The sequence below is a fragment of the Inquilinus sp. genome, from assembly GCF_039594555.1.
GTDB lineage: Bacteria > Pseudomonadota > Alphaproteobacteria > DSM-16000 > Inquilinaceae > Inquilinus.
Genome location: NZ_JBCNNF010000223.1, coordinates 1 through 11268, shown reverse-complemented (window position 1 = coordinate 11268; position 11268 = coordinate 1). Strand labels below are relative to the sequence as shown.

Annotated in this window: 11 protein-coding genes; 3 read left to right on the top strand and 8 right to left on the bottom strand. The window is 71.3% G+C overall.

The genetic code is table 11. From position 1 onward, the window contains the following. The coding region (locus tag ABDW35_RS22095) for a glutamate--tRNA ligase family protein (protein ID WP_343716041.1) at positions 1–506 on the bottom strand (506 nt) is incomplete at its 3' end. A 103-nt stretch (positions 507–609) separates the two neighbouring features. On the opposite strand from ABDW35_RS22095, the gene ABDW35_RS22090 reads away from it, so the two are divergent. Next, positions 610–2739 carry a ComEC/Rec2 family competence protein gene (locus ABDW35_RS22090; protein ID WP_343716040.1) on the top strand — a complete coding sequence of 710 codons (2130 nt, stop codon included), beginning with the start codon at positions 610–612 and terminating at the stop codon, positions 2737–2739. A 3-nt stretch (positions 2740–2742) separates the two neighbouring features. Here ABDW35_RS22090 and ABDW35_RS22085 read toward each other — a convergent pair whose 3' ends face one another. Beyond that, on the bottom strand, positions 2743–3597 hold the full coding sequence (locus tag ABDW35_RS22085) for a phytanoyl-CoA dioxygenase family protein (protein ID WP_343716039.1): 855 nt from the start codon (positions 3595–3597) through the stop codon (positions 2743–2745). A gap of 109 nt (positions 3598–3706) precedes the next feature. Here ABDW35_RS22085 and ABDW35_RS22080 point away from each other — a divergent pair, with 109 nt between their 5' ends. After that, the gene (locus ABDW35_RS22080; protein WP_343716038.1) at positions 3707–4831 is read left to right on the top strand and encodes a Gfo/Idh/MocA family oxidoreductase; all 1125 of its coding nucleotides are present in this window, start codon (positions 3707–3709) and stop codon (positions 4829–4831) included. A gap of 3 nt (positions 4832–4834) precedes the next feature. Here the strand turns inward: ABDW35_RS22080 and ABDW35_RS22075 are convergent, their stop codons facing one another. Next, on the bottom strand, positions 4835–5545 hold the full coding sequence (locus ABDW35_RS22075) for an NIPSNAP family protein (RefSeq protein ID WP_343716037.1): 711 nt from the start codon (positions 5543–5545) through the stop codon (positions 4835–4837). A gap of 84 nt (positions 5546–5629) precedes the next feature. On the opposite strand from ABDW35_RS22075, the gene ABDW35_RS22070 reads away from it, so the two are divergent. Then, entirely contained in the window at positions 5630–6262 is a 633-nt protein-coding gene (locus tag ABDW35_RS22070) for a TetR/AcrR family transcriptional regulator (protein ID WP_343716036.1), read from the top strand. On the opposite strand, the gene ABDW35_RS22065 is transcribed toward ABDW35_RS22070, so the two are convergent. The 5 genes from ABDW35_RS22065 to moaC all read right to left on the bottom strand — a co-directional run bounded on the left by ABDW35_RS22065 (position 6259) and on the right by moaC (position 11165). Further along, the gene (locus tag ABDW35_RS22065; RefSeq protein WP_343716035.1) at positions 6259–7275 is read right to left on the bottom strand and encodes a LacI family DNA-binding transcriptional regulator; all 1017 of its coding nucleotides are present in this window, start codon (positions 7273–7275) and stop codon (positions 6259–6261) included. The genes ABDW35_RS22070 and ABDW35_RS22065 overlap by 4 nt on opposite strands. Beyond that, the gene (locus ABDW35_RS22060) at positions 7272–8513 is read right to left on the bottom strand and encodes a PQQ-dependent sugar dehydrogenase (RefSeq protein ID WP_343716034.1); all 1242 of its coding nucleotides are present in this window, start codon (positions 8511–8513) and stop codon (positions 7272–7274) included. The genes ABDW35_RS22065 and ABDW35_RS22060 overlap by 4 nt, the downstream gene beginning before the upstream one ends. Positions 8514–8633: 120 nt before the next feature. Beyond that, positions 8634–9356 carry a transcriptional repressor LexA gene (gene lexA, locus ABDW35_RS22055; protein ID WP_343716033.1) on the bottom strand — a complete coding sequence of 241 codons (723 nt, stop codon included), beginning with the start codon at positions 9354–9356 and terminating at the stop codon, positions 8634–8636. A 130-nt stretch (positions 9357–9486) separates the two neighbouring features. After that, positions 9487–10686, bottom strand: coding sequence for a gephyrin-like molybdotransferase Glp (gene glp / locus ABDW35_RS22050; protein WP_343716032.1), 1200 nt, complete (start codon positions 10684–10686; stop codon positions 9487–9489). Further along, the gene (gene moaC, locus ABDW35_RS22045; RefSeq protein WP_343716031.1) at positions 10683–11165 is read right to left on the bottom strand and encodes a cyclic pyranopterin monophosphate synthase MoaC; all 483 of its coding nucleotides are present in this window, start codon (positions 11163–11165) and stop codon (positions 10683–10685) included. Before moaC ends, glp begins: the two co-directional genes overlap by 4 nt. Positions 11166–11268 lie beyond the last annotated feature (103 nt).

Genomic DNA, 11268 nt, shown 5'->3' with positions numbered 1-11268 from the left:
AACTGGTCGTTCTGCACCGTGACCGGGCCCTGGACCTTGTCCTGGACCGTGGTCTCGCCGTCCCGCGGCGCCCGCAGCCGGATCACCGGGTCGACGCCCTTCGGCGCCTCGGCCGGGTCGCGGTCGCGCCAGTAGCTGGTGTAATAGGCCCAGGGCTTGCCCTCGGCCTTGGCCTTCTCGCGCAGGGCCTCCAGCTCGGCCGGCTGCAGCCAGCAGTGATAGGCCTTGCCCTCGGCCAGCAGCTTGCGTGCCACCTCGGCATGCCGCTCGCGCCGCTCGAACTGCGACACGATCTCCTCGTCCCAGTCCAGGCCGAACCAGGCCAGCCCGTCGATGATCTTCCGCACCGCATCCTCGCTGGAGCGGGCGCGGTCGGTGTCCTCGATGCGCAGGCGGAACACGCCGCCGTGATGGCGGGCGTAGAGCCAGTTGTACAGCGCCGTCCGGGCCCCGCCGATATGCAGGTAGCCGGTCGGGGAGGGGGCGAAGCGGGTCACGACCGTCATGGGCCAAATTCCACAGGGGCTGCTACGATGATTGCGACAGGTCCATAGCATAGGCCTTCGGCCCATGGCTAATGCGGGGGCATCGGTCGGAGTTCCGAAACCCGTGCGGGTGTCGCTTCGGCGTGCCGGCACGGCCGGATGGGCCGTTGCCTGGCCGGGCTGGGGCGAGACGGCGGAGGCCCTGGCCGGCGGCATCCGGCGCCGGCTGGTGCTGCTGGTGCCGTGCTGCCTCGGCATCGGGATCGGCGTCTATTTCGCATTGCCGTCGGAGCCGCCGCTGGCCGCCGGGCTGATCGCGGCGGGGCTTGCCGGCCTGCTCGTGGCGCTGCTGCACCGGCGACCACAGGGCGTGAGCTTCGCCGTGCTCCTGCTGGCGGTGGCGCTGGGCTTCCTCGCGGCGGAGCTGCGCACCCGCATGGTGGCGGCGCCGCTGCTGGACCGGGAACGGCGCGGCACGGTAACCGGCACGGTGGAGACCGTCGACCTGCTGCCGGACGGCATGCGTGTGATCCTGGGCGACCTGACCATGGAAGGCCTGGCGCCGGGGGCGACGCCCGCCGCGGTCCGGCTGCGCCTGATCCGGTCGGACGCCGTCCCTGCCGCCGGGGACCGCATCCGGGTGTCCGCGACGTTGGCCCCGGTCGCCGGCCCGGCCTATCCCGGCGGCTTCGACTTCCGGCGGCAGCTGTTCTTCCAGGGCATCGGCGGGACCGGCTTCGCCATGGGCAAGGCCGAGCGGCTGGAGACGGTCGACGCCGTTCCGTCCAGCCTGGCCCGGCTGCAGGACGCGATAGCCGCTCGGGTGCGGGCGCAGGTCTCCGGCGACGCCGGGGCCATCGCCGTTGCCTTCCTCACCGGCGAGCGGGCCGGGATCAGCGATGCCGCCAATCAGGCGATGCGCGATTCCGGCCTCTCGCACCTGCTGTCCATCTCCGGCATCCATATCAGCCTTGTGGCGATCCTGCTGCTCGGCGCCGTCCGGTTCGGCCTGGCGCTGATCGAGCCGGTGGCGCTGCGCCGGCCGATCAAGAAATGGGCGGCGGCCGCGGGCCTTGCCGGCATCGTCATCTACACAATCCTGGTCGGCGCCTCGGTGCCGACGGTGCGGTCCACCGTCATGACGGGCGTGGTGCTGTTGGCGGTGATGGCCGACCGGGTGGCGATCTCGATGCGCCTCGTCGCCCTGGCCGCCACCGCGATCCTGCTGGTGGCGCCGGAAGCGCTGCCGGGGCCGAGCTTTCAGATGTCCTTCGGTGCGGTGATCGCGCTGATCGCGGCCTATGACGCGCTGCGGCCGCATCTGTCGCGCTGGCATGCCGGCGGCGGGCCGCTGCGACGCGTGCTGCTGTATCTCGGCGGCATCGTGCTGACCACGGTGGTGGCCACGGCCGCGACCACGCCCTTCGCCGTCTACCACTTCCAGCGCTTCGCACCGCTGGCTGTGGCCGCGAACCTGATGGCGATTCCGCTGACCTCGATCCTGATCATGCCGGCGGTGCTGCTGGCCTATCCGGCCATGCTGCTCGGCCTCGACGGCTGGGTGCTGCCGCTGCTGGGCTGGGGCAACGAGGCGATGCTGTGGGTCGCCTATACGGTGTCGTCCTGGCCGATGGCCGCCTTCACCGTGCCGGCCATGCCGGCCTGGGGGCTGGTCGTTGGTTCGATCGGAGGGCTGTGGCTGTGCTTGGCGTCCGGGCGAATCCGCCTGCTCGGGCTGCTGGCCCTGCCGGTGCTGATCCTGGCGTCGTTGGCAACGCCATCGCGGCAGATCCTGATCGACGCCACGGGGCAGGCGATGGCGGTGCGCACGGCGGATGGCAGCCTGGCCTTCTCCCCCGGCAGCCGGCGCTTCACCCGCGACATCTGGCTGCGGGCCGAGGCCACGGCGTCGGAAGGGGCGTCCTGGCCGCAGCAGGGCATGGCGGCCGGTGGGCTGCTGGCCTGCGATCCGCGCGGCTGCCTCTATCGCTTCGGCGACCGGACGGTGGCCTTCACCCGCAGCGGCGAGGGCTTCGACGACGACTGCGCCGGCGCTGATCTGGTGATCACCGGGCTGGTGGCGCCGCGCTGGTGCCGGCCGCGCCTCGGCGTCTGGGACCGCTTCGACCTGCGCCGCGCCGGCGGCATCGCCGTCGACCTGTCGGGGGCGGAGCCGGTGGTGGATACGGTGGCCGAGGCGGTCGGCGACCGCCCCTGGGCCCTGGTCCCGTTCCGGACGGCTGCGCCCCGATAGCCGTCAGAGCGCCGGCATCATCGTGCGGCCCTCGGCATTGCCGGCCTTGGCGGCATCCAGCACCTCCGGATAGGGGTAGTTCAGCCCCAGCAGCTGGCGCAGGTCCGGGCTGGCCTGCTCGACGAAGGCGCGGGGCAGGGCGGCCGGCATGTCCTCCATCGGCTTCACGAATTTCGGCAGGTACTGGATCAGGATCGCCGACCGGTCCTGTCGTGACCGGTTCGGCATGGCGCAGTGCCAGACCGCGCCGAAGAACACCACCGTGTCGCCCGGCTCGCCCAGCATGCGGCTGCAGCGCTCGTGGAAGCGGTCGCTCTCCGCCGGGTAGCGCAGCGCTCTCTGCGTGCCGGGGACATAGGCGGTGGCGCCGGTCTCCTCGGTGAAGGGATCCAGCAGGATCGTCGCCTGGGCGTTCAGCGGGAAGGCGCCGTTGATCCGCACCGGGTGCGATTCCGGCTTGTGCATGTCCCAGTAGGGATAGTCGATATGCGGCTCCTGGCCCGGGCCGCCAGGAAGGATGCGGTTGGCGGCGATCGACCCCATGATGAACTCGGTCCCCAGGAAGGCGCGCATCACCGCCATCAGCGCCGGATGCGCCGCCATGCGCGAGAACACCTCCCCCTTGGCCAGCAGGTTCCACACCCGCCGCTGCAGGGCGATCTTGCCCTCCTGCTCCGCCGCGCCTTGGAAATGCGTGACCTTGGCGGTGCCGTCCTCGGATTCGCGCATCACCACGGCCCGCGCCTCGGCGATCTCCGCCGGGGTGAACAGGCCGCGCAGCAGCACCGCGCCGGGGCCGTCCAGCAGCTCCGCGACGATCGCCTGCGGGTCCAGCGTATCCTGGGTAAAGGTCTTCATGCTGTTCCTCCCTGTCCCGAATGGGAGCGTAGCCGAATTGCAAGCGTTTGCAAATTGTGCGGAGGCCGATAGAATCGAGAGAATGAGCGGATCGGGGAGGAACGCGATAATGGGGACGCTGCGGATCGGGCTGATCGGCGCCGGCTACATGGGCAAGGCGCACACCATCGGCCTGCAACTGGTGCGCACCGCGTTCCAGCCGCCGCTGGTCCCGGTCTGCGAGATGATCTGCAGCACCACGGCGGAGGGCGCGGCGGCCCATGCCAGGGCCTGGGGCTGGAACCGGTCGACCGCCGACTGGCAGGCGCTGGTGGCCGACCCGGCGGTCGACGCCGTGATCATCGCCACGCCGCCGCGCATCCATCTGGCGATGGCGACCGAGGCGCTGCGCCTGGGCAAGCCGGTGTTCTGCGAGAAACCGCTGGGCTGCGACCCGGCGGAATCCAGGGCCATGGTCGACGCGGCGGAGGCCGCGGGCGTCGCCACCATGGTCGGCTTCAACTACATCCGCACCCCGGCCAGCCAGCTGGCGAAGCAGATCATCGACGCGGGCGAGATCGGCGACGTCATCCAGGTCACCGCCGAACATGTCGAGGACTATCTGCACGATCCGCGGGCGCCGGCCTCCTGGCGCACCCGCATCGCCACCGGCACCGAGGCCGGGGCGCTGGGCGACGTCGCGCCGCATATCGTCAATGCCTGCCTGCGGCTGGTCGGGCCGATCGAATCACTGGTTGCCGACCTGAACATCGTCCGGGCGACACGGCCGGGGCCGCAGGGCGAGGAGCGGGTGGAGAATGACGACCAGGGCCAGATGCTGCTGCGCTTCGCCAGCGGCGCCACCGGCTCGCTCAGCTTCAGCCGCGTCGCTGCGGGGCGGAAGATGGGCTACACCTACCGCATCACCGGCACCAAGGGCGCCCTGGCCTTCGACCAGGAGAACCAGAACGAGCTGTGGCTCTACGATTCCGCGCGGCCGGCGTCGCGCCAGGGCTTTCAGCGGCTGCTGACCGGGCCGGCCCATCCCGACTACCTGGCCTTCAACCAGGGCGTCGGCCACGGCACCGGCTACAATGAGCAGATCGCGATCGAGGCGCGCGACTTCCTCGAGGCGGTGGCGACCGGAGAGCCGGTCTGGCCGACCTTCCGCGACGGCTGGGAGGTCGACCGCGTCACCGCCGCTGCCCTGCGCTCTGCCCGCGAGCGGGCGTGGGTGCGGATCGCGGAGATCTGAGGTTCAGCCGCGAAGCCGCGACCGCGCGGTCGGCGACAGGAACGCCACCTCCGGCGGCCGGGCCAGATGGGGCCGCAGCGCCTCGGTGAGGCCGGGGACGGCGCGGCGTTCACAGGCCGCCCGGTCGGGGAAACGCGAGAACCAGACGAAGACCCTCGCATCCTCCCGCACCGGCAGGGCCGGGAAGCCGTTCTCGCCATGCTCGGACACGAAGCTGGCGAGGACAGGCACGCCGGCATCGGCCAGCATCGGCGCCAGGACGGTCTCGAACACCTCCGGGAAGCCGGACTCGGCAGCCGGTTGCAGGTGCCAGGTGTTGGCGACGAGGACCCCGCCCGGCACCGTGTCGCTGCCCGGGGCAGGGCGGTCGCGGCCGATCCGGAAGCCCGCTTCCGGATGTGTCGGCCGCAGTAGCAGGACATCGTCGGAATCGATCATGGTGGCGTTGGCGGCGCTGCGATGCGCCTGCCACACCGGACCGCCGTAGAAGGCCCGCAGCGCCTCCGTTCGCGCCGCCAGGTCGGGGAAGCCGCGCAGCCAGACGAAATGGTCGGGCGCGTCCAGGTCGCGGAACTGGCCGATGACGTCGATCCCGACCGCCTCCTGCGTCTCGACGAACTCCCGGTCGAACAGCGCGATCAGCACATCGCGCTGCCCCGGATGCAGCGTGTAGCGCCGCAGCTCCACGATCGGGCTGAGGATCTCGCCAGCCATGAGCGCCTCTCTGAAAACAGACCGGTTGTCCGGTTTTAAAAACAGACTGATTGTCCGGTTGAGTCAACCTGCTACTGTCAGGGCATGAGCGAGACGGCGAGCGACGGCAGGCGGAAGCGCAGCTACAACCCCGAGGGCACGCGCCGGCGGCTGCTGGATGTGGCGGCGGAGGCGTTCCAGTCCCGCGGCTACCAGGCCACGGGCATGCATGAGCTGATGCGCGAGGCCGGGGTGACCGGCGGGGCGCTGTACCACCATTTCCCGACCAAGAAGGCGCTGGGCCTCGCCGTGATCCGCGACCGGGTGGCGGCGGAGGTGGCGGAGACCTGGATCGAGCCGGTCCGCACGGCGCCCGATGCGCTGGACGGCATTGCCGGCGTGTTCAGCCGGATCGCCGAGGGGCTGCGGCGGCGCGGCGCCGTCTCCGGTTGCCCGCTGAACAATCTGGTGCTGGAGCTGGCCCTGGCCGATCCGGCGTTCCGTCAGGCGATGGAGGCGGTGTTCGACGCCTGGCGGGCGGCGATCGCGGCGCGGCTGCGCACCGACCAGGAGGCCGGCCGGCTGGCGGTGGCGGATGCGGACGAGCTGGCCGCCTTCATCGTCGCCGCCTATTCCGGTGCCATGGCCCAGGCCAAGGCGCGGCAGGAGGCCGCCCCGCTGGAGGCCTGTGCCCGGCAGCTGATGCGCTGCCTGGAGGGGCTGCGGACCGGCGCCTAGAGGCTGTCGCGCTCCACCAGGGCGATGTCGAACAGCCGGTCCTCGATCGGGTGGCCGGGATCGGCCAGGCGGGTGGCGATCTCGCCGATGGCGTGGCGCACCATCTCGGCCATCGGCTGGCGGATCGTGGTCAGGCGATAGCCGGGCCAGGCGGCCAGGGGCATGTCGTCGAAGCCGACGATGCCGATGTCCTTCGGGACGGCCAGGCCGCGCTCGCGGCAGGCGTCGACGGCGCCCAGCGCCAGAATGTCGTCGCCGCAGAACACCGCCTGCGGCCGGTGCCGGTCCAGCAAGGCGTGCAGGCCGCTTCGACCATGCTCATGCGAATAGTCGCCGGCGAACGCGACGGCCAGGGGCTGCAACCCTGCCGCCGACAGACGCTGCGTGAAGCCGGCGGCGCGGTCGATTGAGGACGAATCGGTCGCCGCCCCGCCCAGGAAGGCCAGCCGGGTGAGGCCATGCGCCAGCATCGCCCCGGCGGCCAGGCGCCCGCCGGCGACATTGTCGACCGTCACCGCCGGCACCGCGGGGCCAGGCCGGCCGAAGACATGCACCACCGGCAGCCCGGCCTGGGCGCAGGATTCGGCGAAGCCCTCGGGCGGGGCGGAGGTGGCGATCAGCACCGCATCGACGCTGTATTGCAGCATCATGTCGAGGGCGGAGTCGGCGCCGCCATCCTCCGACAGGTTGGCGATCAGCGGCCGCAGCCCTCGGCGCTGCAGCTCCCGCGTGAACAGGTCGAACACGTCCATGAAGGCCGGGTTGGCGAAATGGGTCGAGACCAGCCCGACCAGCTCGGTCCGGCCGGTCATCAGCCCGCGCGCCAGCCGGTTCGGGCGGTAGCCCAGCGCCTCCGCGGCGGCCAGCACGCGGGCCCGCATCCGCGGCGAGACGCTGGCGTCCTTGGTGAAGGTGCGGGAAACGGCGGAGATCGAGACGCCGGCCGCCTGGGCGACCTGCTGCGCCGTGGCCCGCTCGGCGCCCGGCGGTCGCTGTCCCGGTCTGCCGCTCAAGGCGTCTGGCTTGGCTGGGCGCGGGCCAGGCGCAGCAGCGTCCCGTTATGGTCCTCGGTGATCAGGACGCTGCCATCCGCCATCTCCGCGAGGCCGAGCGGCGCGCCCTGCGGCCGGATGCCCTTGGCGGCATCCCAGCCCGAGACCAGCGGCTCCGGCTTGCCCTGCGGAACGCCATGGTCGTCGATCGCCAGCGCCATGACCCGGTGCCCGGTGTCGCGATAGCCGTGCCAGGTCATCAGCACCCGGCCCTCCAGGCCCGGCAGCGTCGACCCGCGATAGGTCAGCATGCCAAGCGGCGCGGCATGGGCCGGCAGCAGCAGGGACGGCACTTCGACCTTGCTGCAGTCGAAATGCGGGTATTCCGGGCTGGGCTTGCGGTCGTCGTAGCAATACGGCCAGCCGTAATCGGCGCTGTCCTTCAGCACCGTATAGAAGTCGTGCGGCAGCGTCTCATCCGACAATCGCGGATCGGCCTGGTCGATGGCGTCGCGCGCATTCACCGCGGCCAACGGCGTGCCATCGGGCAGCACCGCCAGCCCCATGCTGTTGCGCAGCCCGCGGGCGAAGGGGGCGAGGGTGCGGGCATCGGCGGGCAGCGCATCGGCCGCGATGCGCAGGACGCTGCCGCGCGGCGGTGTGGCCTGCGTCTCCGGGCAGGGCTTGGCGGGATCCGGCGCCGAATCGTCAGCGCGCTCGCAGTGATCGGTGGCGGTCCCGACATTGACATAGAGGGTGCCGTCCGGTGCCAGGGCCAGCGCGGCGAGCGGGTGGCGCCCGTCATTCGGCAGGTTGGTCACCACGTCCTGCATCGCGATGGCCGGCTGATCCGCCTTGGGGTCGACCGACAAGATCCGGCCGGCCAGGCCGAGCAGCAGCTTGCCGTCCGGCGTCGCTATCAGCCCGTTCGGCCGATCCAGCTTGGTCAGCAGCACCTGCGGCGGTCCATGGCCCCGGTCGGGGATGCGCAGCAGCCGGCCACGCCCTTTCTCCCAGCTGCCCATATCGGCGACATAGATGTCGTCCCCGATAACGGCCACCCCGCGGGCGAAGCGGAGCCCGGCGGCGATGAGACCGACGCACAGTCCGTCCGGGGTGCGCAGCGAGACCTTCGGGAAGCCGTCGCAATCACCGGAGGTGCGGTAGCTGCCGGCCGCCTGGGCCGGGGCGCCGGCGAAGAGCCCGATGCAGGGCAGGGCGAGAGCCAGCAGGCGGAGCAGCGATCGACTCAGGATCATGCACGGTCGTCCGGTGGGTTGTGGGACGCCGTACAGAGGACCGGACAATGCGCCGTTCGGCAACACCCGGATTTCGTCGGGAAGTCGCCAGCGGCGACCCTTAAGGATCGCTGGCCGGTCTTACGAATAGGTCCGCAGCAGCCCGACCAGGCGGCCCTGGATGCGGACGCGGTCGGAGGGCAGGTAGCGGGTCTCATAGGCCGGGTTGGCGGCCTCCAGACCGACATTGGCGCCCTTCTTGCGCAGCCGCTTCAGCGTCACCTCATTGTCGTCGACCAAAGCGACGACGATGATGCCGGGATCGGCCGAGTCGCAGCGCTTGATGATGACGGTATCGCCATCCAGGATCCCGGCCTCGACCATGCTGTCGCCTGCGACCTCCAGGGCGTAGTGTTCACCCGGGCCGAGCAGCGAGGCCGGCACCTCGGCGTAGTTGGAATGGTCGCGCAGCGCCTCGATCGGCATGCCGGCAGCGATCCGCCCGTAGAGCGGCAGGCGGACGCCGAGTTCGGGGTTGCTGAGGTCGGCGCGCTCCAGCTTGCGGCCGGGCAGGGCGGCGTCGGAGCGGACGGGCCGGAAGGGAACGACGTTGTCGTCTTCGGCCGGTGCCGGCGCGTCGGCCTTCAGGCAGTCCGGAAGCTTGAGAACTTCAAGCGCCCGGGCCCGATGCGGCAGGCGCCGAATAAAACCACGCTCCTCGAGGCCGGTGATCAGTCGATGGATGCCCGACTTCGACTTCAGACTGAGGGCATCCTTCATCTCGTCGAAGGATGGACTGACGCCGTCCGCCTCCAGGCGGCGGTGAACGAACAACAGCAGTTCCTGTTGCTTTCGCGTCAGCAAGGCATCCTCCGTTCGCAGGGGCCGCGGCGCGGCCGAATCCCTGGAGAGAACATTAGGAGGAACAAAACAAAAACACAAGCGCCTAACTGTGTCGCACCCGGTTCTTTACTTCTGTGTAACGATTAGGGTCTCAGATCCCGTCGCCGAACAGCACCGCATCCACGGTCTCGCCGCGCGCCGCGGCCGGGGCGTGCGGCGGGCGGATCACCAGCCCGTCGGCCGCGGCCAGCAGCGACAGCATGGAGCTGTCCTGCGCCGGGAACGGGGTGGCGACGAATCCCGGCTCCGTGCGCTCGATCCGCGCCCGCAGGTAGTCCTCGCGCCGATCATTGGCCGGCAGCTCGCGGCCCAGCGTCGCGGCAATGCGATTCTCCGCCGCCTCGGCCCCCTGCAGGGCCCAGAGCGCCGGGCGCAGGAATAGCCAGCCGCAGACCATGGTCGAGACCGGGTTGCCGGGCAGACCGAGCAGCGGCGTGTCGCCGAGCCGGCCGAAGATCAGCGGCTTGCCCGGCCGCATAGCGATCTTCCAGAAATCCAGAGCCAGGCCGCGCTCACCGAGGACCGAGCGGATCAGGTCGTGCTCGCCGACCGAGGCGCCGCCGGTGGTGACGATCAGGTCGGCGCCATGGGCGCCGGCCGCCAAAGTCGCCAGCGATTCGGCATTGTCGCGGGCGATGCCGAGATCGACCGGCTCGCCGCCGCAGCTGCGGATCAGGGCGCTCAGGGCGTGGGTGTTGGAGCTGACGATCTGGCTCGGCCCCAGCGCTTCGCCGGGCAGCACGATCTCGTCGCCGGTCGCCAGCACCGCCACGCGCGGCCGGCGGCGCACCCGAAGCCAGGGATGGTTGGTCGAGGCGGCGATGCCGATGTCGCGCGCGGTCAGGCGCCGGCCGGGCTGCAGCAGCACGTCGCCGGCGCGGAAGTCCAGCCCGGCCTTGCGCACATGGCGGCCGGCGGCGACGCCCTCGCGGACCGTCACCCGGTCGCCTTCGGCGTCGGTGTCTTCCTGCAGCACCACGGCGTCGGCGCCGTCCGGCAGCGGCGCGCCGGTGAAGATGCGGACGCATTGCCCTGGGCCGACCGTGCCCTCGAAGCGCCCGCCGGCGGGAACCTCGCCGATCCGGCGCAGCATCGCCGGGACAGTGGCGACGTCGGCCGCCCGCACGGCCCAGCCATCCATGGCGGAAACGTCGAGCGGCGGCTGGGTCAGCCGCGCCGCCACCGGCTCGGCCAGGATCCGCCCCAGCCCGGCGGGCAGGGGCACCGTCTCGGCCGGCAGGGCGGCGAAGGCGGCGAGGATGCGGGCGCGGGCCTCGGCGACCGGGATCATGGCTGGGCCTCGTAGGTGCCGGATTTGCCGCCGGATTTGTGCAGCAGCCGCAGCTCGGTCACCACCATGCCCCGATCCACCGCCTTGCACATGTCGTAGACGGTCAGGGCCGCGACAGAGGCCGCGGTCAGCGCCTCCATCTCCACCCCGGTGCGGTGCGTAACCTTGACCGTGGCCTCGATCTCGACCCGGCTGTGCTCGGCGTCGCAGCGAAGGGCCAACTCGACGCTGGACAGCGGCAGCGGATGGCACAGCGGGATCAGGTCGGATGTGCGCTTGGCGGCCATGATGCCGGCGATGCGTGCGATGCCCAGCACGTCGCCCTTGGCATGGCCGCCGGAGGCGATAAGCGCCAGCGTCTCCGGCTTCATCTCGACCCGGCAGCCGGCCCGCGCCACCCGCACCGTCGCCTCCTTGTCGGAGACATCGACCATGCGCGCCTGGCCGGCCGCATCGAAATGGGTGAGGCCGCCGGTCACGGATCTCGCCTTGCAGTGCGTGTTGCCTCTCCCGCGTGGCGGGAGAGGTCGGACGCCCGCCAGAGCGTCCGGGTGAGGGCTGGCACGGGCCTCGACAAAATCC

Excerpts from the sequence above, each read along its gene's own strand:
- ABDW35_RS22085 (WP_343716039.1), bottom strand. The coding sequence starts at position 3,597 with ATGAAGACCTTTACCCAGGATACGCTGGACCCGCAGGCGATCGTCGCG.
- ABDW35_RS22080 (WP_343716038.1), top strand. The coding sequence starts at position 3,707 with ATGGGGACGCTGCGGATCGGGCTGATCGGCGCCGGCTACATGGGCAAG.
- ABDW35_RS22075 (WP_343716037.1), bottom strand. The coding sequence starts at position 5,545 with ATGGCTGGCGAGATCCTCAGCCCGATCGTGGAGCTGCGGCGCTACACG.
- ABDW35_RS22070 (WP_343716036.1), top strand. The coding sequence starts at position 5,630 with ATGAGCGAGACGGCGAGCGACGGCAGGCGGAAGCGCAGCTACAACCCC.
- ABDW35_RS22060 (WP_343716034.1), bottom strand. The coding sequence starts at position 8,513 with ATGATCCTGAGTCGATCGCTGCTCCGCCTGCTGGCTCTCGCCCTGCCC.
- glp (WP_343716032.1), bottom strand. The coding sequence starts at position 10,686 with ATGATCCCGGTCGCCGAGGCCCGCGCCCGCATCCTCGCCGCCTTCGCC.